Genomic DNA, 20,299 nt, shown 5'->3' on the forward strand with positions numbered 1-20,299 from the left:
GGGAGGGTCCTTTGTATTAGTGGTCCAGCACGGCGTGCAGGAAATTCCGCGTCCGCTGTTCGACAGGGGTGGAAAATAGCGTTTCGGGCGGGGCGGCTTCGACGACGGCGCCTCCGTCCATGAAGATGACACGGTCGGCAACCTGACGGGCAAACCCCATCTCGTGCGTGACGACGACCATGGTGACACCGGTGCGCGCGAGGTCGCGCATCACGTCCAGGACTTCGCCCACCATTTCGGGGTCGAGGGCGGACGTGGGCTCATCAAAGAGCAGCACCTGCGGTTCCATTGCCAGCGCGCGCGCGATCGCCACACGCTGTTGCTGTCCGCCGGACAGGCCGCTGGGGTACTTGTCGCCCTGCTCGGACAGGCCGACGCGGGCCAGAAGCCGATCCGCAAGCACCTGCGCCTCGGCCCGGGAGGTGCCGCGCACCCGGCGTGGGGCGAGCATGATGTTTTCGCGCACGGTCAGATGCGGGAACAGGTTGAAGTTCTGAAAGACCATGCCGACCTCGGCCCTGACCTTGGCGAGGCTGCGACCGGGCACAACGGGCACGCCATCCACGGTGATCGCGCTGTCGTTCGAAAACGGTTCAAGCCGGTTGATGCAGCGGATCAGGGTGGATTTCCCAGACCCTGACGGACCGATCACGCAGACGACTTCGCCTTGGGCGATTTCGAGGTCGATGCCCTTGAGCGCGTGGAAGGTGCCATAGTACTTTTGCAGGTTTTTTATGCTTATGTATCCGGCCATTACACCTGCCCCCGGTTCATTCGGCGTTCGAGGCGGGACACCACCAGCACCGCTGGCAGCAGAAACGCGAGGTAAATCGCAGCGGCGCCAATCAGCGGCGTCGGGTTCGCCGTCAGGGCCTGCGCCTGCGTCGCCTGCTTGAGAAGATCGGGCATGGCGACCACCGACGCCAAGGCAGTGTCCTTGATCACGTTGATCGAGTTGTTGGTCAGCGGCGGGATCACAACGCGGATCGACTGCGGCAGGATCACATCGGTCATCGTCTGGCGATGGTTGAGGCCCAATGCGGCAGAGGCTTCGAACTGACCTTTTGGCACGGCTTCGATTCCGGCGCGAAAGATCTCGGCGGTGTAGGCGCCCGACACCAATGTCAGCGCGGCCATTGCAGAGACGAAGGCCGACAGGCGCACACCGACGAAGGGCAGGGCGTAGTAGACAACGATCAGCAGAACCAGAAGGGGGATGGAGCGAAAGATGTCGATGTAGGCTCGGGTCAACCACCGCAGCGGCGCGATGGCATACAGCCGCGTCAGACACAGGATCAGCCCCAGCACCAGACCGGCGAGGATGCTCGCCACGCCAAGCTTCAGCGTCAGCCACAACCCCTTGACCAACATTGGCCAGGTGCGTGCCAGCACATCGAAATTCAGAAAGGTTTCAAAGAGGTCCATGTCGGTCCTTTGTCTGGGGCCCGGACAGTCGCCGGGCCCGCAAGGGTTATTTCGCGGCAGGCATGTCGAGCACGGTCACGGTCGAGGTTTCGGCCTCGGGCGCAGCCCCGAACCATTTTTCGTGCAGATCGGCCAGCGTGCCGTCCTCCTTGAGGTCGGTCAGCAGAGCATTGACGTCGGCGGCCAGCTCCGCGTCCTTGGCAAACATGAAGGAGTACTTTTCACCGGTGGCGATGCGTTGCACGACCTCAAGGCCGGGCTTGTCCTTGACGTAGTATTGCAACGCCGGAATGTCCGAGATGTAGCCGTCGATCCGGCCCGCTTGCAGGTCCAGCATGGCGGGGGCGAGGCCTTCGTAGCGGCGGATGTCGGCAAAGCCATAGTCCTCGGCATGTTCGGTGGCCCACATGTCGCCCGTCGATCCGGTGTCGACGCCAACGATCTTGTCGCCCATCTCGTCCAGCGAGGCAGGTCCGCCTGTCGCCACGGTCAAGGATTGATCGCTGTCGTAATATGGCTGTGCAAAGCTAACCGATTGCAGGCGTTCGTCGGTGATGGTGATGGATGACATCGCCATGTCGATGCGGCCCGACTGCACGGCAGAGAACAGGCCGTTGAACGGGATGTTTACGATTTCAACGTCGCGTCCCAGCTTTTCGGCGACGGTGTTGGCAAGGTCGACTTCGAACCCCGTGAAATTGCCGGCTTCGTCCTGGAATTCCCACGGGACGTTGCCGATATTCGCGCCGATTTCCAGCGCGTCCTGGGCCAGCGCAGTGGTCGCGAGGCTGACGGTCAGCAGGCTTGTGCTTATGATGGTCTTGAGCATTTTTATCTCCCTGATTGCGATAGTGCACCTTATTTTGGCGCTTAAACTGGTCAGACCAGTCTTACCGGTAAGGACACGCTGGCGTGAGTCTGTTCGATATGCAATGAAGAAATGAAAGAAAGCGCGCGACGCTCCGACAACTGCACAAAGATTGGACAAGGCCGATGCAGCAAGACTACGGGAAACTGCCGGTGACCGAGGTCATCACCCGGCGGATCCAGGAAATGATCCGAAGCGGGGAGTTCCCGCCGGATGCCAAGCTTCCGTCGCAGCGCGTTCTGGCCGACCGGCTGGGCGTCTCACGCCCGTCTTTGCGCGAGGCTTTGTTGACGCTCGAAACCCTGGGCTTGATCCGGACGCTGCCCGCGCGCGGAACCTTCGTGGTTGGCGAAAAGGATACCAAAGCCCCGATGGCGTGGCGGTTTGGCAATAGCTTTTCGCTGCTTGAGGTTTTCCAGACCCGACTGGTGGTCGAAGTGGAGCTGTGTCGGCTGGCTGCGCCGCAGATGACCGATGACCAGTTGGCCCGATTGAACGCAGCAGCGACGCGCTTTGAAGAGGCGTGGCGCTCCGGCGATCTGGTCAGCCACGTGGCAGCGGACCTGGCCTTCCATGCGCAGATCGCCGAAGCCTGCCCAAATGGCATGTTGCGCGCTTTTTACCAGTCCATCACCGACATGCTGACCGAGAGCCAGCGCGCGCCCATTCCGCGAACAGAAGTTGATCGCATGGAGGCCTCTATCGCGGAGCATCGGGACATCTATTCTGCCTTGCAGGCAGGTTGCGCGTCCGACGCCGCAGATGCCATGCGCGCGCACATTCGCAACACCGGGCGCATTGCCGGGCTGACATTGTAATCAAACGCGCAACCTTGTTGAGACAGCCCGACGGTCGCGACCTATTCAGGAGCGGGGCCGGTGCTTCCTCGCGGAATGAGGTGCACGGTGATGATTTCAGACTGTCCGTCCTTGGTTTTGCTGGCGATCATGTCCATCAATATTTCGGCGGCCCGGACGCCAATATCCGTGCGCGGCTGACGGATGGTGGTAAGGCCGGGGGACAGATGCTGGGCGATTTCGATATTGTCGAAACCGACGATGGAGACGTCTTCCGGCACACGGATGCCGCGGCTTTGAAGCGCGCCCATGCAGCCAATCGCCATCTCGTCCGATGACAGGAACAAAGCGGTGGGGCGGTCTTCGAGGTGACACCATGCCCGGGCCGCGGCGGCGCCGGAATCCATGGTGAAATCGCCTTCGAGAATCCAGTCGTCGTGGACGGGCAAGCCTCGGTCGGCAAGGGCGCGACAGAACCCATCGCGCCGGGTTTCGGTCAGGACGTTGCCCGGGGGGCCGGTGACATGGCCAATCCTGCTGTGTCCGAGGTCTGCAAGATGATTGACGGCCAGCGCCGCGCCGCGGGCGTTTTCCACGCGGACCGATGGCAGGGTGCTTCCCATCCATTCACACACCAGCACGGCCGGGGGGACCAGCGGGCCTGACAACGTCTCTGGCGACAGGGTGCCGTCCAGAACGACAAGCCCATCGGCCTGCCCGGAGGTGAGGTAGTGCGTCAGGCGTTGATCGGCATCGGGCCCGGTCTGCGTGTCTGCAATGAGCATGCTGTATTCCGCAGGCGTCAGAACGGATGCCAGTCCGGCGAGGATCTGAGAGAAAAACGGGTTTGCGATGTTGGGCAAGAGCACAAGAACGGTGCCGGTGCGCTGCCGTCGCAGATTCGACGCCGTGGTGTTGACGCGATATCCTGTCTCCGCAACGGCGCTCAGAACGGCCTCCCGCGTGGCCTTGGCCACGACATCGGGTTTGGAAATCGTACGACTGACGGTTGCAGTCGATACGCCAGCGACACGCGCAACGTCCTGAATCGTGGCGATTTTACTGTCCATCATCTTCCCTTCGAATGGCCGCTTAACATCGCCCGAAATAAATCTGTTGTAAACGATTGCATCCTTTGTCAGGCTGTAATGTAATCGATTTCATCGTCGCCGGTGGGGAGACTGGCGGGAGGAGGACATCTTGAAGACAATTAAGGGGCCAGCGTTGTTTCTGGCGCAATTCGCGAGCGATGACGCACCTTTCAACAGCTGGGACGGGATCACCCGCTGGGCCGCTGACTGTGGCTATGCAGGGGTTCAGGTGCCGTCGTGGGATGCCCGGCTTTTCGACCTCGACACCGCTGCGGAGAGCAAAACCTATTGCGATGAATGGGCGGGCAAGGCGCGGGACAATGGCGTTGCCGTCACCGAGCTATCGACACATTTGCAAGGGCAACTGGTGGCGGTGCATCCGGCCTATGATGCCGCCTTTGACGGCTTTGCCGCGCCTTCGGTGCATGGCAATCCTGCCAAGCGTCAGGCATGGGCCGTGGATCAGATGCAAAAGGCGATCCGGGCGTCAGCGCATCTGGGCCTGACCGCTCTGCCGACATTTTCCGGCGCGCTGGCGTGGCCTTACATCTACCCTTGGCCGCAACGCCCCGAAGGGCTGGTCGAGATGGCCTTTGATGAGCTGGCAAAGCGCTGGCGGCCGCTTTTGGACATGGCGGACGCGCATGGGATCAACCTGTGTTACGAGATCCATCCCGGCGAAGACCTGCACGACGGCGCAACCTTTGAGATGTTTCTGGATCGTGTCGACCAGCACCCGCGTGCCATGATGCTGTACGATCCAAGCCACTACCTTCTGCAATGTCTTGATTACAAAGCGAACCTCGACATCTACGCCGACCGGATCGGCGCGTTTCACGTCAAGGATGCGGAGTTCAATCCAACGGGTCGCCAAGGTGTCTACGGCGGATATCAATCCTGGGTCAATCGCGCCGGACGGTTCCGCAGTCTGGGCGACGGGCAGGTGGATTTCGGCGCGATCTTTGCCAAGCTCGCGGCGATGGATTTCGACGGCTGGGCCGTGGTCGAATGGGAATGCGCGCTGAAACACCCCGAAGATGGCGCGCGGGAGGGGGCGGCCTTTGTGCGCGATCACATCATCCGGGTGACGCCGCATGCGTTTGACGATTTCGCCGATGGTGGCGCGGATGAGGCCGCCAACCGCAAGATGCTGGGGCTGTCGCAATGAACCGGTTCGAGGGCCGCAGCGGGCCGATCCGGCTGGGCATGGTCGGCGGCGGGCAGGGCGCGATGATTGGCGGCGTTCATCGGGTGGCCGCCCGATTGGATGGCGCGTTTCAGCTTGTGGCGGGGGCGCTGTCGTCGACCGAAGACAAGGCGCGGGCCTCTGCGCAGGAGGTCGGTATCGCCGAAGATCGGACCTACACCGACTATATCGAGATGGCCAAACGCGAGGCGCGCTTGAAAGATGGCATCGAGGCGGTGTCGATCGTGGTGCCCAATCACATGCACCTGCCTGTGGCGCGTGAATTCCTGAAGCGTGGCATTCACGTCATTTGTGATAAGCCGCTGACCGGGACGTTGTCGGATGCAAAGCGGCTGAAGACAGCCGCGGAGAAATCCGATGCTCTGTTTATCCTCACGCACAATTATACAGGGTATCCGCTGATCCGTGAGGCGCAGGCGCGGGTTGCACGCGGGGATCTGGGCGATATCCGGCTGGTGCAGGTGGAATATGCACAGGACTGGCTTGCCGAAGCGCCGGACGCCGACAACAAACAGGCCGCGTGGCGCACTGATCCGGCCAAAAGCGGTGCCGGCGGCGCCACTGGTGACATTGGCACCCATGCCTGGAACCTGCTGCGGTTTGTCACCGGGCTGGCACCGGAGGCCATCGCGGCCGACTTGCAGAGTTTCGTGCCGGGACGCACGCTGGATGACAACGGCCATGTGATGTTGCGGTTTGAAGGCGGCGCACGCGGCACGCTGTGGTGCAGTCAGGTCGCGGCGGGGCGTGAGAATGATCTGCGCCTGCGCATTTTTGGCACGCGCGCAGGGCTGGAATGGCGGCAGGAAAACCCCAATGCCTTGCAGATCACACCGCTTGGCGGCAGCACCGAGATCATCACGCGCGCCTCAACGGCGACCACCGCAGGCTCACGGCGACTGACGCGCATTCCGCCCGGACACCCGGAGGGGTTTTTCGAAGCCTTTGCAAACATTTACGGCGAAGCGGCGCAGGCCATTCGCGCGGCGCGCACCGATGCGCCCTTGCCGGCGGGCGTGACTTTTCCTTCCATCGCGGACGGGGTGGAGGGCGTGGCCTTTGTCGAGGCTTGCGTGCGCTCGTCCAAACGCAACGCCGCGTGGGTTTCGCTGTGACCGCCATTCTTGAGGCACGTGGTGTCACCCGGTCCTTTGGACCGATCGAAGTCCTGCACGGCGTCGATTTTTCACTGGTCCCCGGCGAAATACACGCCCTGATCGGAGAAAACGGCGCGGGCAAGTCGACGATGATGAAGATCCTCGGCGGTTATCTGGCACCGACGACCGGCGCGCTTATGCTTGATGGCAAGCAGGTCCGTTTTGCCGATCAGCGGGCAGCCGAAGCCGCTGGCATCCTCATGATCCACCAGGAATTCAATCTCGCGCTCCAGCTTACAGTCGAGGAGAACCTCTTCCTTGGCCGGGAAAAACGGCGCGGGCCTTTTCTGGACGGGCGGGCCATGCGGGAGGAGGCTCGCACGCTTTTGGCGCGGCTTGATTGCCATGTGGATCCGCGCAGGCGCATTCAGGATCTGTCGGTCCCCAATCGCCAGATGGTCGAGATCGCCCGCGCGCTTGGGCGACAGGCGCGCGTCCTTATCATGGACGAACCGACGGCCGTTTTGACGGGACGCGAGACGGATGTGCTGCTGGAGCAGATCGAACGGCTGAAGGCCCAAGGCACCGCGATTTTGTACACCAGTCACAAGCTGGACGAGATCGCCCGCATCGCCGACCGTGTCACGGTTCTGCGCGATGGCACGCATATCACCACCCGCCCGGCAGAGGAGTTTACCGAACATGCGATGGCCGAAGCAATGGTGGGGCGCGAATTGTCGGACCTGTTTCCGGCCAAGGCAAAGCCCGGTGCCGACGTGGTGCTGGAGGTCGAGGGGCTGACCGTGCCCGGTTATGTGCGCGATGCGTCGTTCACGCTGCGCCGGGGCGAGGTTCTGGGCTTTGCCGGGCTGGTCGGAGCAGGGCGCACGGAACTGATGGAGGGGATCGTCGGCCTGCGCCCCGCGCAGGGCACGGTGCGGGTCAACGGCACGCCGCTGAAACCCGGGTCAGTGCGGGCCGCGCGTGAGGCCGGGCTGGTCTATCTGACCGAGGATCGCAAGGACAAGGGGCTGCTGCTGGGCAAGGCGCTGACCGAGAACCTGACGCTGCTGGCGCTCGACACGTTCGGCGGCGTGTTCATCGACCCGCAGGCCGAGGTTCAGGCGCTGGATCAGGCGATCGAGGAATTCGACATCCGTGTGAAGGATCGCAAGATGCTGGCTGGCAGCCTGTCTGGTGGTAACCAGCAAAAGCTGCTTCTGGCCAAGACGATGCTGGCCAAGCCGCAGATCGTCATCATCGACGAGCCGACACGCGGCATCGACATCGGCACCAAGCAACAGATCTATGAGTTCATCGCCGCGCTGGCCGCGCAGGGGAAAAGCGTGATCGTCGTGTCTTCGGAATTGCCCGAGGTGATCGGGCTGTCCTCGCGCGTGTGCGTGATGGGACGGGGGCACATCGCCGCTGAACTGAGCGGTGCCGAAATCACCGAAGATGCCATCCTGCGCCGCGCCATGGGCGTCAGTGAAACGACCGGAGAACCCGCATGACTGACACGACCGTAGAAAGCGACGCCACGCCGCGCCGAGGCGCCCTTCGCCTGCAAACCATTGGTCCGGTTCTGGCGTTGATCGCGCTGATCATCCTTGGTGCGTCGCTGAATTCCAACTTCCTTGGCTATGCCAACGTGACCAACGTGCTGGCGCGGTCTGCCTTTATCGGCATCATCGCCATCGGCATGACCTTCGTGATCACCGGTGGCGGGATCGACCTGTCCGTGGGGTCGATGGCGGCCTTTGTGGCAGGCGTCATGATCATGACGATGAACGCGCTTATTCCCGTGCTTGGGATTGGCGTGCCCCTGGTTGCGGCAGGTATGGCCGTGGCGCTCTTGACCGGGCTTGCCGCCGGGCTGCTGAACGGCGTCCTGATTGCCAAGGTGGGCATCGAGGCGTTCATCGTGACGCTTGGCGCGATGGGGGTCTACCGGTCGTTGACCACGTGGCTGGCCGATGGCGGCACGCTGTCACTGAACTTTGACGCGCGCAGCTTTTATCGCCCGGTCTATTACGACGGCCTTCTGGGTGTGCCGTGGCCGATCATCGTATTTGCCGTTGTCGCCATCGTGGGGGAAATCGCCATGCGCAAGACCGCCTACGGCCGCCATTGTGCGGCGCTGGGGGCGAATGAGCAGGTTGCCCGATATTCCGCTGTCCGCGTCGATGCGGTGCGCATGTCGACCTACGTGTTGCTCGGTGGCCTCGTTGGCCTTGCCACAATCATGTACGTGCCGCGCCTTGGCTCCGCCTCCGGGTCCACCGGAACGCTGTGGGAGCTGGAGGCGATTGCCGCCGTCATCATCGGGGGCACCGTGCTGAAGGGGGGCTTTGGCCGCGTCTGGGGCACTGTGATCGGTGTGCTGATCCTGAGCCTGATCGACAACATTCTGAATCTCGCCTCGATTGTCTCACCCTATCTCAACGGCACGATCCAAGGCGTCATCGTTATCCTGGCCGTGGTTTTGCAACGGCAAGGAAAATCTGCCGACTGAACGGCACATAAGGGAGGAACCACATGAAACGCAGACATATCCTGAAGGGGGCGGCGCTGAGCCTCGCGCTCGCAGCAAGCCCTGCATTGGCCCAAGAGGACAGCTACACCATCGGCGTCGCCATCCCCTCGGCCACACATGGCTTCATGGGCGGGCTGAACTATCACGCGCAGGCGTCGATCACACGATTGGAGGAGACCTACCCCCAGATCGAATTCGTTCTTACCACCGCCGGGGACGCCGGGAAAATGGTGAACGACATTGAGGACATGGTCGCTACGCGCGGCATTGATGCGCTCGTTGTCCTCCCCTTTGAGTCCGAGCCGCTGACCTCGCCGGTGCAGGCCGTGAAGGAACAGGGCATCTGGGTGACGGTGGTTGATCGCGGCCTCGCCGTCGAAGGGATCGAGGACCTCTACGTCGCGGGCGACAACACGGGCTTTGGCCGCGTGGCTGGCGAATATTTCGCCGAAACTCTGGGCGAAGGCGACAATATCGTTGTGCTCCGCGGCATTCCGACAACGCTCGACAACGAACGTGTGGAGGCATTCGAGGCTGCAATCGAAGGGTCCGGCATCAACGTGCTCGACATGCAGCACGGCAACTGGAACCGCGACGATGCGTTCAATGTGATGCAGGATTTCCTGTCGAAATACGACGACATCGACGCTGTCTGGGCGGCAGATGATGACATGGCCATTGGCGTTCTGGAGGCCATTGCCCAGGCCGGGCGCGAAGACGACATGTGGGTTGTCGGCGGCGCAGGCATGAAGGAAATCATCGCGCGGATCATGGAAGGCGACCCGCAGCTTCCTGTTAACGTCACGTATCCTCCGGCGCAGATTGCAACGGCGATCGAGCTGACGGCGCTTGGCCTTGTGTCGGCAACGCCGGTCTCGGGTCGGTTCATCATCGGCAGCCAGCGCATCACGCCAGAGAATGCGGAACAGTTCTACTTCCCCGACAGCCCGTTCTGATCGGGATTGCGAAACGGCGACAGGCGCACAGTGGGTGTGCCTGTCGCCAATATTATCGGCCAATGCCGGCGGACAATACCGAGGGGCAGTGCCTTTATCAGGCCGGGATGTCCCACGCTTCGCCGCGATAGGCACTTTCCCAGAACATCCACTCGTGCCACGACGCGCGTGTAAATGCGGCGGTCATCGCTTTGCGGGTCTCCTCATCGGCTTGTGCGGCCAGTCGGTTCGTCAGGTCCAGCATGGCCGTCACGGCGTCCTCGAAATCGGGGCTGGCGTAGGTGTCGATCCAGGCGGAAAACGGATTGTCGGGCTTGGCGCGTGCGTGGATCATCACTCCGATCTTATGGTAGATCCAAAAGCACGGCAGAAGGGACACGACCGCCACGGGAAACGGCTCGACGGCCGCCGACCGGATCAGGAAGCTGACATAGTGGTCGCAGGCGCGCGATGGCGGCGCGGCGGCAAAGTCCTCGGCGGAGACATCGAACCGGTTCATGTAGTCCGCGTGCAGCAGACGTTCCACGACGATGGCCCCTTTGGCTGACCCTGCCAGTTGCGCAACGGCGTCCGCATCCGGCGCGCGGGCGGCGGACAGGGCCAAAGCGCGGGCAAACCCCTCCAGGTAATGCGCATCCTGAATGATATAGCGGCGGAAAGTCTCCGGCGGCAAAGTTCCGTCCGCCAATTCGGTGTTGAACGGCATTGTGGCAATGACGTTCTGAAGATCTGAGGTGTCCGTCCAAAGCGTGTCGGTGAATGTCATGCTGTCCCTCCATCGAGGCTGTAGAAGTGGTGAATCGGGCCGTGACCGCGGCCCACCGTCAGGTGATCGGCGGCGGCAATAGCGGCGGAGATGTAGCTCTTGGCGCGCTGTGTCGCCTCTGCCAGCGCGTGGCCCGCGCCCAGGTGCGCCGCCAGCGCGGAGGACAAGGTGCAGCCTGTCCCATGGGTGTTCCGGGTCGCAGCGCGTGGTGCGGCGAAGCGCTGGCTGCCCTTGGCCGTGATCAGGACGTCGGTGGCGTCACTGTCGGAGAGGTGGCCGCCTTTCACCAGGACCGCAATGCATCCAAACTCTCGCAGACGCTGACCATGGGCGGCCATTTCCTCCAGCGTCTTAGCCGGCGTGGTGCCTAACAAATCTGCCGCTTCCGGCAGATTGGGGGTCAGGACCGTTGCGCGTGGAAGCAGTAGATCACGCAAGGCGTTGACGGCCTCGGCGGCCAGCAACCGGTCGCCACCCTTGGCGACCATCACCGGATCAAGGACCACGGGAACGTCGAGGCCGTCCAATGCCTCGGCCACCACGGCCACGGTGGCGGCGTCGCCAAGCATGCCGATCTTCACCGCATCAATGCGAATGTCGTCCCGGAGCGCGGCGATCTGGGCGCGGATCATCGCGGGCGGTATCATGTCGACGGCCTGAACGCCGCGCGTGTTCTGCGCGGTCAGCCCCGTAATGACCGCCATGGCATAGCCGCCATTGGCCGATATGGCCTTGATGTCGGCCTGGATACCAGCGCCGCCAGAGGGGTCCGACCCCGCGATGGATAGAATATTGGGGATCATGTTTCGTTCCAGTTTTGCACAAAGGTTTGCGCGGCAGCCTCAGGGTTCGTGGCCCGAGAGATGGCAGAGACCACGGCCATCCCGGCGCAGCCCGCACGGCGGACCTGTGTCGCATCGTCTGGCCCCAGTCCGCCGATGGCCATGCAGGGCAGGGCCGTGCGGGACACGATGTCTGCCAACCCTGTCCACCCCAGCGGTGGCGCGTGATCCGGTTTGGACGCCGTGGCCCGGACCGGCCCGACACCCAGATAATCGACGCACCCCGGCGGCACGGCGGCTGCCTGCTCGGCGCTTTCGATCGAGAGACCAAGAATGGCCTCTGGCCCAATGCGGGCGCGGGCGGCACGTGGATCGCCATCGGACTGGCCAATGTGCAGACCTGCTGCGCCAATGGCGCGCGCGATCTCTGTCCGGTCATTTACGATCAGTTTCGCGCCAAGCGGTGACAGCCGGTCCATCATCTGGCACGCCAGATCGGCAAAGGCCGCATCGGCAAGGGTCTTGTGCCGCAACTGCACCCAAAGCGCACCGCCGCGCGCCGCCTGCTCGGCCTGCTCCAGCAGGGTCCAGGGTGCCTCGGCATCAGTGACAAAGCAAAGGGACGGGATCATGTCGTGCTGATCCGTGCGGCTGCGTCCAGATCCGGCCCTGTCATGGCGTAGAGCGCATCCAGAAAGGCAGGCTGGAAACTGCCGGGTCCATGTGCGGTTTTGGCAGCGATCTCTCCGGCGAGACCGTAGTAGGCCAGCGCCGCGACCGTGCTGTCAAAGATCGACCCGGAGGTGATGAACGCCCCCACCACGCCTGTCAGCGCACAGCCCAATGCGGTGACGCGTGTCATGATCGGGTCGCCATTGGCCACTCTGGCGGTGCGCGTCCCGTCCGTGACAAAGTCGATGGCCCCGGTGACCGCCACAACGCCGCCGGTCTTTGTCGCAAGGGCGTGCGCGGCCTGTTCGGCGGCCTCGACCCCATCAGCGGCATCCGCGCCCCGTCCGCGCGTGTCAGCGCCCGCCAGCGCGAGGATCTCTGAGGCATTGCCCCGGATCACTGTCGGCTTCAACGCGAGCAGCCGCTGGCCAAGCGCACGGCGCATTCCCGTCGCGCCAACGGCCACCGGGTCGAGCACCCAGGGCGTGCCATGATCCTGCGCCGCGCGCGCCGCCAGGACCATGCACTCCGCCCATTCCGCATCGAGCGTGCCAATGTTCACGGTCAAGCCCTGCGCAAGGCCCGCGAACTCACTGGCTTCTTCTTTGGCATGGACCATGGCGGGTGAGGCGCCCGCCGCCAACATGACATTGGCGGCGATGTTCATGGCGACATAATTGGTGATGTTCTGGATCAGCGGCGCCGTGGTGCGCATCGCCAAAAGGGAACGGGAGGGATCGGTCATCGCATCTCTTTCCTATTGGGCGGAGATGCAGAGAGGACCGCACAAGGCGACCGTCATACAACTTCCTCCGCCGGTATGAGCCGGTTCAGGTTCAAAGGGTGCTTCTCAACCCGGCGGATGCCGGATGCCCCTGTTGTGCGCTTTGGATTGCACATGTCTTTTGGAATGTCGATAGGCACGTCTCGCAGGGACCACCGGGGCGCGGGCTGTTGGCTGACCTTCGGTCGTTTTACCGCGATCGTCGTGCGCAGTTTTTTCGAGGGTAAGCGCGGGCAGGGGCGTCCCTCGCAATCGTCAACGGGACGGAGGGCCGTCTGGCGGTCGAGCGCGGAAGGCAGTGTCACGTTTCGGGCTGTCGGCCGGTGCGTCCCGGCATCAAAGATGCTGAAACCCTGAACGGAACGGACCATCGGGCACGAGGGAAAGCATTGCACCAAAGTCGTTCTTTGTGCTTTTCGAGCGCTGCACGATCATGGTTGCAACGACATTGAAAGACGCGGGGCTGTCCCCGCCGGGGGGGGCTTCGGCCTGTTCATGCGGGTGGTTGAGTTCGGACCTTGGGGGCATCATGATGAACGGGGCCAATGTGGCGGCTTTGACCTCGCGGCCTCCACACATTGAGGCTTGTCGAGCCGGTGCAAAAGCCCGACATGCTGGCGGGCACACCATGGGCCCCGACGACCATCGGCGGGGGCATTCTGCCCTGCGTCCGACCCGGGCAAGCATATCTGGAGGGAATGCCAATGACTGACGCTTCGGTGATGCCGCACGCCACGGGGCGCTGGCGGATGCTGGCGATCATTTGCGTCGGCGTTGTCGGTGTGCTTGCGACCTGGTTCTCGGCGACGGCCATCGTGCCCGAGCTGATCCGTGTCTGGCAGCTTTCTCCGGGGCAGGCGGCGTGGCTGACAAATGCCGTGCAATTGGGGTTTGTCGTGGGCGCCGTGGGCGCGTCTCTCGTCAACCTGCCCGACATCCTGCCCATGCACCGCCTGATGACCGGTGCGGCGCTTCTGGCGGCGTCGTCGAATGCTGCGCTGCTAGTGGTCGGCCCGGACACCGCGGTGATTGCCCGTTTCGTGACGGGCGTTGCGCTTGCCGGGGTCTATCCGCCGGCGCTCAAGCTCATGGCGACCTGGTTCGTAAAGGGCAGGGGCCTCGCGCTCGGGTTTCTGATCGGGGCGCTGACCTTCGGCTCCTCCATGCCCCATCTTGTGCGTGCAGTGGCCGATGGCGTCGATTGGCATTCGGTGGTCTGGGCCACTTCGGCCTCTGCCCTGGGTGGCGCGTTGATATTTGGCCTCTTTGTACGTGAGGGACCAAATCCATTTGGCAGAGCCACCTTCAACCCGCGCCAGTCCCTTACCGTCTTTACCGATCGGCCACTTCTGCTCGCCAACATCGGCTACTTTGGCCATATGTGGGAGCTTTACGCCATGTGGGCCTGGTTTCTCGCCTTTGCCGCCGCGGCAGAAGCGGGGGTGCACCCGTTCCCCTTCGGCTCTCCTTCGATGCTGAGCTTCGTTGTGGTCGCATCCGGGGTGATCGGGTGCCTTGCCGGGGGCTGGCTTTCGGATCGGATCGGGCGCTGCCTGACCTGCGCGGGCATGATGATCGTGTCGGGTGCCTGCGCGATGCTGATCGGTGTCTTCTTCGACGGGCCGCCACTTCTGCTTGCGCTGCTGGCGCTCCTGTGGGGCGTGACAGTCATCGGCGACAGTGCACAGTTCTCGGCAGCCGTGACAGAACTCGCCGACAGTGCCTTCGTTGGCACAGCGCTCGCACTCCAGATGGGGATCGGCTTTGGCCTGACGGTCGTTTCGATCTGGGCGCTGCCCATCTTTGCACAGTGGATCGGCGGATGGCAGTGGGCCTTTTTGTTCCTGGTGCCGGGACCGGTCGTTGGCACGTGGGCAATGCTCTCCCTTCGGGGCCGCCCCGAGGCACAGAAACTCGCGGGGGGCGCGCGCTAGGCAGGACTTTCGTGCGCGGGCTGAAGAGGCGGCAGAAAGTGTCTGGCTCAGGCTGCGGCGTCGGCAAAGGGCAAGGTTTTGTCGCGCTCCCAACCGCTTGGCGTTGAAAATCATCACCGTGTGTGGGTGCCTTTTCCGGTCCTTTGTTTGGGGGGCATTGCTGTTGGAAAACCAAAACAAAGGTGAAGCAGACCCACCTCAATCCGGCACACTGCGATGTGGCTGCGTGGGATAGTGACGCTTTCGTTGATACATGTACTCATTGATACATGGGTTCAGATTTCAGCGGGCGACTTGCCAAGCTGTGTGCGCGTGGATTTCTGGCGACCGGCGTCGGCGCGTGTTGCGGAACGAAGGCAGTGCAATGCGCCTCCCCTACGCTGACGGTGGCACAACAAGGCGGGTTCACAAACGCGGTGAAGCACATTTGCCGCTTCCAAGGCTGTCAAAGATCTTGACGATCTGAGGCGTTTTTCCTCTCGCACCTCGCGACAGGCTTTGCTATCTAACGCCGAATGTGCGGGTGTGGCGGAATTGGTAGACGCACCAGATTTAGGTTCTGGCGCCTTTGGCGTGGGGGTTCGAGTCCCTTCACCCGCACCATCTTGATTTCAAAGGAAAAGTTACTGAAGTGGAAACGCTGCGCTCAGATCGAGCGCCCGAGTTTGGCACTTTGTTAGCGCTTTCCGGTTTCGTTTCTGCTCTGTTCGCGTGCAGTCTGCGCCCTTCTGGAAGCTGCTTTCTGGTTCGCCTGGGCGGTATATTTCTGAACCATCGAGAGTGTCTTGTGGCCGGTCACGGTCTGGATGTCGCGTGTTTCGGCACTCATGAGGCACGAGACGATCTTTCCCGGACAGGACGCCGATCGCTTTCCGGATATGCTCGAGCCTCCTCTGCACCTGCCGCTTGCCAATGTGCGGTTCTCCGCGAGAATATAGGCTCCGCTCCGGGGAACGGTTTCCAGGAAGCGCTGAAGGCGCGGCGAGCTGGTAAAGTGATGTCATGCGTGTCGGTAGAAGGGGCGACAGGTCGGAGGGCGTATAACCAAGCCGCTGCGCAAGGGCCCGGGCGGTCATTTAGCGCCGATGCACCAGGTCGTTCGAGACAATCAATACTGACCGAACACCGACGCTCGAAAGATTACCCGCGAAGAGCGCGAAGATGGCCGGGACATCCGGCAGACCGAGCAAGACGCGGTCTCATCCAGACTCCGAAAGAAGGTCGAGATGCTGTTCGCCCACCTCGAGCGCATCCTCGGCCTCGGTAGGCTCCGATTACGCGGCCCATCCATGCGGCACGAACGAGAAATTCCTCCTCGCCGCCACCGCCCAGAACCTCCGGAAACTGGCAAAGATCTTTCCCGCACCGCAGTAAGCGCGAAAAGACCGATGGGGAATGCGCGCGCACATTTAGCGGCCGTTGATTTTGGCGCTCGCGAACGGGTGTTTTTCCACAAAGTCGGCGGTTTGAGGACCCTCGCAGGCACCCCCAAACCAAAAATAGGCAATCGTCAGAAAGCGCACTTTCCGGACTGAGATGAGGCAGTTTCCGGGGAGCAGCTGCGGCGAAGGTACAGATTTCCACCGAATTGATCGATACAGCGTTTTCTGCGAAAGATCGCCACGATCTTTTTGACGCGCCCCTCGCTCAATAGCCATTCCGCACCGAAGTGGCGGTCTGGTGCGGACGGCCATTGAACAAGCGGTCTAAGAGGTCGGTGACCAAGCCGCAGCCTGCACATCGCTACTCTGGAAGCGCAATGGCTTTCACCTCGAGAAAGTCGCGCATACCTTCGGCCCCGCCTTCGCGCCCGTTTCCGGACGATTTGTACCCGCCGAAGGGAGAGCCCGCCGCCAGGTAGGCCCCGTTCACGTTGACAGTGCCCGACTGCAGCGCCTTGGCGACGCGCAGCGCACGCGCGGGATCGCCGCTTTGCACGTAGGCACCAAGACCATAGGGCGTGTCGTTCGCCAGCCGGATGCCGTCCTCTTCGTCGTCGAAGGGGATCATCACCAGCACCGGGCCAAAGATCTCTTCCTGCGCGATCCGCATGTCGTTGGAGACGTCGGCAAATACCGTGGGCTTGGCGTAATAGCCGGTCTCGAACCCCTCGGGTTTGCCCAGTCCGCCGCAGACCAGCCGCGTCTTTTCGTCGAGGCCGACCTGGATCATCTTCTGCACCCGGTCGTATTGCATCTGGCTGACCAGCGGCCCCAGATGATCGCCGGGCTGCGACGGATCGCCAATCTTGACGCGGGCGCACTTCGCCGCGGCCAATTCGACCGCGCGATCATAGACCGGGCGCTCGACCAGCATCCGCGTGGCGGCATCGCAGCTTTGGCCTGAATTGATGAAACAGGCATCGATGCCTTCGTCGATGGCGCGCTCCAGGTCGCAATCGGCAAAGACGAGGTTGGGCGATTTGCCACCAAGCTCCAGCGTCACGCGTTTCACCGTGTCGGCGCATTCCTTCAGGATCGAGGTGCCCGCCCGCGTCGATCCCGTGAAAGACATCATGGCGATGTCGGGATGGCGCGATATGGCCGAGCCAACGGTGGGGCCCGCGCCGTGGATGAGGTTGAAGACCCCGGCGGGGACGCCGGCTTCGTCCATGATCTCGGCCAGAAGGTTGGCCGAAAGCGGCGTCAGTTCCGAAGGTTTCAGCACCATGGTGCAGCCTGCCGCAAGGCACGGCGCGATCTTGAGCATCATCTGGTTGACCGGCCAGTTCCACGGCGTGATCAGCCCGCAGACGCCCACGGGCTCCATCACGATCAGATCGCCGTTGGGCAGGGTGTGCTCGAAGGCGAATGCCTCGAGATCCGCGACCATGGCGGTCAGGATATCGACGCCGACCTGCGCCTGCTGTTCGCGCGCGAAGGAGATCGGAGAGCCCATTTCGATGCTGATGGCCTGCGCCATTTCGTCGATGCGGCGGGAATAGACCTCGAGGATACGCTCTAGAAGCGCGCGCCGCTCGGGCATGGTGGTGGCCGCGAAGGCAGGCCGGGCAGCCTTGGCGGCGGCAACTGCAGCATCGACATCGGACGCGTCGCCCATGGCCAGCACCGCGACGGTTTCTTCGGTCGCAGGGTTGATCATGTCGAGTGTGTCGCGCCCGGACGGGGCCAGCCACCGGCCATTGATGTAGAATTGCGAAAGATCGGTGGTGGACATGTGTTCATCCCTTGAGGCGGCGTGATTTGGCGGTGTTGATGCCCCCGCGGATCGGGGGTGTGAGGGTCGGCCCTGTCTACGCAGATGCGTTCCGAGGCAGGGCGAGGGCGGCGATCGTCCTGGTCATGTCCATGATCACCTTGTTGAGATCGTCGTAGGTCGATCTTTCCGACCAGGTGAATTCGAAAAAGAGCATGTTGGCGTTGTTGAAGATCGTGGCGCCGAACGCCTCGCAATCCAGATCGGACGACAGGCGGCCCTGCGCTTGCAGCGCTACCGTCAGATCAATGATCTGCTGGCGCAGCACCCGGTCCGACTGGCGCAGCCTGCGCGCCTCGGCCGTAGCGGGCGCCGCGAAGGCAAAGGCAAAGCCCTGCCGCCAGAGATCACGCTGAAGGACCATGTGCTGCGCGTTGAAATGCATGCCGACCAGGGTGCAGAAATTATCCTCCACCGAGGCTTCAGCACTGGGTTCGAACTTTGCGCCAAGCTCTGCCAGACGTTCGTTTTCGATGGACGTAAGGGTCAGCAGGATTTCGTTTTTACCACCGAAATAGTTGTAGAGCGTCCCGACGGAGACATCGGCCATCTCCGCGATGCGCTCCGCTTTAACGGCATCAAATCCGTGCTCAAGAAACAGGCACTTGGCCGCGTCCAAGAGGCGCTGCATGCGTTCGGATTTGTGTTTTTCGCGTAAACTCATGTTTGCACCTTGACGCAATTTTTATCTGACTACAAGTTTTAACCCAACTACCAAATTGAAGTTCACTATAATTTCTCTGACGCGACCGAACTTCGTGACGAAGTTTCGGACCCGGCCAGCTTGAGGAGGATAAATCATGTCAGGCGTTGTACAAGCAGCGGACGAGACTTGGAAAACCGACGACCACTTCCTGCATCCTTGGCAGGACGTCACCGCAATGGACCGCGATGAATGGACCCATCTCGAAGCCAGCGGCGGGATCTATGTGCGCGATTCCAAAGGCAATCAGCTGATCGACGGGCCGGGCGGCATGTGGTGCGTCAACGTTGGCCACGGCCGCGAAGAGATCGTCGAGGCGGTCGCCGACCAGATGCGCAAACTCAGCTACTTCTCGCCGTGGTCGATGGCTTCCACGGCGTCGTCGGAGCTTGCCCAACGCCTGACCGCCATGACGCCCGGCGATCTCAACACCGTCTTTTTCACCACTGGCGGGTCGACCGCCGTGGATTCCGCGCTGCGGTTTGTCTTTTTCTACAACAATTGCCTCGGGCGCCCGGAAAAGAAGCACATTATCTCGCGTGTGAACGCCTATCACGGCAGCACTTATCTGACGGCAAGCTGTTCGGGAAAGATGCGCGAGAAAGCGCAGATGGACATGATCGAAGACACGATCCATTTCCTGCCATGCCCGAAGCCCAAGGACCGCGCCGCCGACATGTCGGTAGAGGCGTTCTGCGACGAGAAAGTCGCCGATCTGGAGAACAAGATCCTGGAACTGGGCGCGGACAAGGTTGCGGCCTTCATCGCAGAACCGGTCATGGCATCGGGTGGCGTGATCATCCCGCCCGACGGCTACTACAAGCGCTGCCACGAGATCTGCAAGAAACACGACGTCCTTTTCATCGCGGACGAGGTGGTGACGGCCTTTGGTCGCCTTGGGCACTACTTTGCGTCAGAGGATGTCTTCGGCGTAACGCCGGACCTGCTGACCACCGCAAAGGGGCTGACCTCTGGCTACCTGCCGCTCGGGGCGCTGTTTATCTCCGACCGGCTGATCGAAGAGATCAAGTCCGTGAGCAACGAGCCGCGCAGCTTTTTCAGCGGGTTCACCTATTCCGGGCATCCGGTGTCGGTCGCGGCGGCGCAGGCCAATCTGGACATCTTTGAAAACGACAAGCTGCTCGAACATGTTCGCGAGATCAGCCCGTATTTCGCCAACGCGCTAAAATCCCTGAGCGATCTGCCCGTGGTCACAGACGTGCGGGTGCAAGGCATGATGGCAGCCGTCGAATGCGAACTTGACGCGGGCACGCCTGATGAAAACCGCGACACGGGTTTTACGGCGAAGGTGGATGCGATCTGCCAGCAGCTTGGTCTGCTGGTCCGCCCGACCTACAACGCGTGCGTGATGTCGCCGCCCTTGACCATCACCAAGGCCGAAATCGACGACATGGTGGCCAAGCTGCGTGAGGGCATCACGAGGGCCATGCAAGTCGAGGACTGA

Annotated in this window: 19 protein-coding genes, 1 tRNA gene, 1 pseudogene and 1 riboswitch; of the genes and pseudogenes, 10 read left to right on the forward strand and 11 right to left on the reverse strand. The window is 62.3% G+C overall.

Features of this window, described 5'->3' with window-relative positions; translation table 11 throughout:
- Positions 1 to 16: 16 nt before the first annotated feature.
- Genes J4E08_RS12655 through J4E08_RS12665 form a run of 3 tightly spaced genes read right to left on the reverse strand, consistent with a single transcriptional unit; the run spans position 17 to position 2,254 of the window.
- Positions 17 to 754, reverse strand: coding sequence for an amino acid ABC transporter ATP-binding protein (locus J4E08_RS12655; protein ID WP_349538806.1), 738 nt, complete (start codon positions 752 to 754; stop codon positions 17 to 19).
- Positions 754 to 1,425 (reverse strand): amino acid ABC transporter permease, encoded by a 672-nt coding sequence (locus J4E08_RS12660; RefSeq protein WP_349538807.1) that lies wholly within the window; start codon positions 1,423 to 1,425, stop codon positions 754 to 756. Before J4E08_RS12660 ends, J4E08_RS12655 begins: the two co-directional genes overlap by 1 nt.
- Positions 1,426 to 1,471: 46 nt before the next feature.
- Positions 1,472 to 2,254 (reverse strand): transporter substrate-binding domain-containing protein, encoded by a 783-nt coding sequence (locus J4E08_RS12665; RefSeq protein ID WP_349538808.1) that lies wholly within the window; start codon positions 2,252 to 2,254, stop codon positions 1,472 to 1,474.
- A 164-nt stretch (positions 2,255 to 2,418) separates the two neighbouring features.
- Here J4E08_RS12665 and J4E08_RS12670 point away from each other — a divergent pair, with 164 nt between their 5' ends.
- Entirely contained in the window at positions 2,419 to 3,111 is a 693-nt protein-coding gene (locus J4E08_RS12670) for a FadR/GntR family transcriptional regulator (protein ID WP_183968163.1), read from the forward strand.
- Between the two features lie 41 nt (positions 3,112 to 3,152).
- Here J4E08_RS12670 and J4E08_RS12675 read toward each other — a convergent pair whose 3' ends face one another.
- Positions 3,153 to 4,163, reverse strand: coding sequence for a LacI family DNA-binding transcriptional regulator (locus tag J4E08_RS12675; protein WP_349538809.1), 1,011 nt, complete (start codon positions 4,161 to 4,163; stop codon positions 3,153 to 3,155).
- 127 nt (positions 4,164 to 4,290) lie between these two features.
- On the opposite strand from J4E08_RS12675, the gene J4E08_RS12680 reads away from it, so the two are divergent.
- From J4E08_RS12680 to J4E08_RS12700, 5 genes are read left to right on the forward strand one after another with little or no spacing between them, the layout of a single operon-like run.
- The gene (locus tag J4E08_RS12680) at positions 4,291 to 5,349 is read left to right on the forward strand and encodes a sugar phosphate isomerase/epimerase family protein (protein WP_349538810.1); all 1,059 of its coding nucleotides are present in this window, start codon (positions 4,291 to 4,293) and stop codon (positions 5,347 to 5,349) included.
- The gene (locus J4E08_RS12685) at positions 5,346 to 6,503 is read left to right on the forward strand and encodes a Gfo/Idh/MocA family protein (protein WP_349538811.1); all 1,158 of its coding nucleotides are present in this window, start codon (positions 5,346 to 5,348) and stop codon (positions 6,501 to 6,503) included. Before J4E08_RS12680 ends, J4E08_RS12685 begins: the two co-directional genes overlap by 4 nt.
- Positions 6,500 to 7,999 carry a sugar ABC transporter ATP-binding protein gene (locus J4E08_RS12690; RefSeq protein ID WP_349538812.1) on the forward strand — a complete coding sequence of 500 codons (1,500 nt, stop codon included), beginning with the start codon at positions 6,500 to 6,502 and terminating at the stop codon, positions 7,997 to 7,999. The genes J4E08_RS12685 and J4E08_RS12690 overlap by 4 nt, the downstream gene beginning before the upstream one ends.
- Complete coding sequence (locus J4E08_RS12695) at positions 7,996 to 9,000, forward strand: ABC transporter permease (protein ID WP_183968171.1); 1,005 nt, start codon at positions 7,996 to 7,998, stop codon at positions 8,998 to 9,000. The genes J4E08_RS12690 and J4E08_RS12695 overlap by 4 nt, the downstream gene beginning before the upstream one ends.
- 23 nt (positions 9,001 to 9,023) lie before the next feature.
- Entirely contained in the window at positions 9,024 to 9,977 is a 954-nt protein-coding gene (locus J4E08_RS12700; RefSeq protein ID WP_349538813.1) for an ABC transporter substrate-binding protein, read from the forward strand.
- A gap of 97 nt (positions 9,978 to 10,074) precedes the next feature.
- On the opposite strand, the gene J4E08_RS12705 is transcribed toward J4E08_RS12700, so the two are convergent.
- The 5 genes from J4E08_RS12705 to J4E08_RS12725 form a co-directional block, all read right to left on the reverse strand.
- A complete protein-coding gene (locus tag J4E08_RS12705) occupies positions 10,075 to 10,743 on the reverse strand; it encodes a TenA family protein (protein WP_349538814.1) in 669 nt (222 codons plus the stop codon).
- The gene (gene thiD / locus J4E08_RS12710) at positions 10,740 to 11,546 is read right to left on the reverse strand and encodes a bifunctional hydroxymethylpyrimidine kinase/phosphomethylpyrimidine kinase (RefSeq protein WP_349538815.1); all 807 of its coding nucleotides are present in this window, start codon (positions 11,544 to 11,546) and stop codon (positions 10,740 to 10,742) included. Before thiD ends, J4E08_RS12705 begins: the two co-directional genes overlap by 4 nt.
- Positions 11,543 to 12,157, reverse strand: coding sequence for a thiamine phosphate synthase (gene thiE, locus J4E08_RS12715; RefSeq protein ID WP_349538816.1), 615 nt, complete (start codon positions 12,155 to 12,157; stop codon positions 11,543 to 11,545). Before thiE ends, thiD begins: the two co-directional genes overlap by 4 nt.
- Positions 12,154 to 12,942, reverse strand: coding sequence for a hydroxyethylthiazole kinase (gene thiM / locus J4E08_RS12720; protein ID WP_349538817.1), 789 nt, complete (start codon positions 12,940 to 12,942; stop codon positions 12,154 to 12,156). The genes thiE and thiM overlap by 4 nt, the downstream gene beginning before the upstream one ends.
- Positions 12,943 to 12,987: 45 nt before the next feature.
- Positions 12,988 to 13,084: riboswitch (TPP riboswitch) on the reverse strand.
- Positions 13,085 to 13,317: 233 nt separating this feature from the next.
- Positions 13,318 to 13,560 carry a hypothetical protein gene (locus J4E08_RS12725; RefSeq protein WP_349538818.1) on the reverse strand — a complete coding sequence of 81 codons (243 nt, stop codon included), beginning with the start codon at positions 13,558 to 13,560 and terminating at the stop codon, positions 13,318 to 13,320.
- A gap of 125 nt (positions 13,561 to 13,685) precedes the next feature.
- Between J4E08_RS12725 and J4E08_RS12730 the strand changes: the two genes are divergently transcribed.
- The 3 genes and pseudogenes from J4E08_RS12730 to J4E08_RS12740 form a co-directional block, all read left to right on the forward strand.
- Complete coding sequence (locus tag J4E08_RS12730; RefSeq protein WP_349538819.1) at positions 13,686 to 14,915, forward strand: MFS transporter; 1,230 nt, start codon at positions 13,686 to 13,688, stop codon at positions 14,913 to 14,915.
- Positions 14,916 to 15,434: 519 nt separating this feature from the next.
- Positions 15,435 to 15,518, forward strand: a tRNA-Leu gene (locus tag J4E08_RS12735).
- 515 nt (positions 15,519 to 16,033) lie between these two features.
- Positions 16,034 to 16,289: pseudogene (locus J4E08_RS12740) on the forward strand (transposase); the annotation flags it as partial.
- Between the two features lie 369 nt (positions 16,290 to 16,658).
- Here J4E08_RS12740 and J4E08_RS12745 read toward each other — a convergent pair.
- Entirely contained in the window at positions 16,659 to 18,092 is a 1,434-nt protein-coding gene (locus J4E08_RS12745) for an aldehyde dehydrogenase family protein (RefSeq protein WP_349538820.1), read from the reverse strand.
- A gap of 76 nt (positions 18,093 to 18,168) precedes the next feature.
- Positions 18,169 to 18,762, reverse strand: coding sequence for a TetR/AcrR family transcriptional regulator (locus J4E08_RS12750; protein WP_349538821.1), 594 nt, complete (start codon positions 18,760 to 18,762; stop codon positions 18,169 to 18,171).
- A 169-nt stretch (positions 18,763 to 18,931) separates the two neighbouring features.
- Here J4E08_RS12750 and J4E08_RS12755 point away from each other — a divergent pair, with 169 nt between their 5' ends.
- Complete coding sequence (locus J4E08_RS12755) at positions 18,932 to 20,299, forward strand: aminotransferase (RefSeq protein ID WP_349538822.1); 1,368 nt, start codon at positions 18,932 to 18,934, stop codon at positions 20,297 to 20,299.

This window comes from Sagittula sp. NFXS13, assembly GCF_040148795.1.
Lineage (GTDB): Bacteria > Pseudomonadota > Alphaproteobacteria > Rhodobacterales > Rhodobacteraceae > Sagittula > Sagittula marina.

Excerpts from the sequence above, each read along its gene's own strand:
- J4E08_RS12655 (WP_349538806.1), bottom strand. The coding sequence starts at position 754 with ATGGCCGGATACATAAGCATAAAAAACCTGCAAAAGTACTATGGCACC.
- J4E08_RS12660 (WP_349538807.1), bottom strand. The coding sequence starts at position 1,425 with ATGGACCTCTTTGAAACCTTTCTGAATTTCGATGTGCTGGCACGCACC.
- J4E08_RS12665 (WP_349538808.1), bottom strand. The coding sequence starts at position 2,254 with ATGCTCAAGACCATCATAAGCACAAGCCTGCTGACCGTCAGCCTCGCG.
- J4E08_RS12670 (WP_183968163.1), top strand. The coding sequence starts at position 2,419 with ATGCAGCAAGACTACGGGAAACTGCCGGTGACCGAGGTCATCACCCGG.
- J4E08_RS12675 (WP_349538809.1), bottom strand. The coding sequence starts at position 4,163 with ATGATGGACAGTAAAATCGCCACGATTCAGGACGTTGCGCGTGTCGCT.
- J4E08_RS12685 (WP_349538811.1), top strand. The coding sequence starts at position 5,346 with ATGAACCGGTTCGAGGGCCGCAGCGGGCCGATCCGGCTGGGCATGGTC.
- J4E08_RS12695 (WP_183968171.1), top strand. The coding sequence starts at position 7,996 with ATGACTGACACGACCGTAGAAAGCGACGCCACGCCGCGCCGAGGCGCC.
- J4E08_RS12700 (WP_349538813.1), top strand. The coding sequence starts at position 9,024 with ATGAAACGCAGACATATCCTGAAGGGGGCGGCGCTGAGCCTCGCGCTC.
- J4E08_RS12705 (WP_349538814.1), bottom strand. The coding sequence starts at position 10,743 with ATGACATTCACCGACACGCTTTGGACGGACACCTCAGATCTTCAGAAC.
- thiD (WP_349538815.1), bottom strand. The coding sequence starts at position 11,546 with ATGATCCCCAATATTCTATCCATCGCGGGGTCGGACCCCTCTGGCGGC.
- thiE (WP_349538816.1), bottom strand. The coding sequence starts at position 12,157 with ATGATCCCGTCCCTTTGCTTTGTCACTGATGCCGAGGCACCCTGGACC.
- thiM (WP_349538817.1), bottom strand. The coding sequence starts at position 12,942 with ATGACCGATCCCTCCCGTTCCCTTTTGGCGATGCGCACCACGGCGCCG.
- J4E08_RS12725 (WP_349538818.1), bottom strand. The coding sequence starts at position 13,560 with ATGTGTGGAGGCCGCGAGGTCAAAGCCGCCACATTGGCCCCGTTCATC.
- J4E08_RS12730 (WP_349538819.1), top strand. The coding sequence starts at position 13,686 with ATGACTGACGCTTCGGTGATGCCGCACGCCACGGGGCGCTGGCGGATG.
- J4E08_RS12745 (WP_349538820.1), bottom strand. The coding sequence starts at position 18,092 with ATGTCCACCACCGATCTTTCGCAATTCTACATCAATGGCCGGTGGCTG.
- J4E08_RS12750 (WP_349538821.1), bottom strand. The coding sequence starts at position 18,762 with ATGCAGCGCCTCTTGGACGCGGCCAAGTGCCTGTTTCTTGAGCACGGA.
- J4E08_RS12755 (WP_349538822.1), top strand. The coding sequence starts at position 18,932 with ATGTCAGGCGTTGTACAAGCAGCGGACGAGACTTGGAAAACCGACGAC.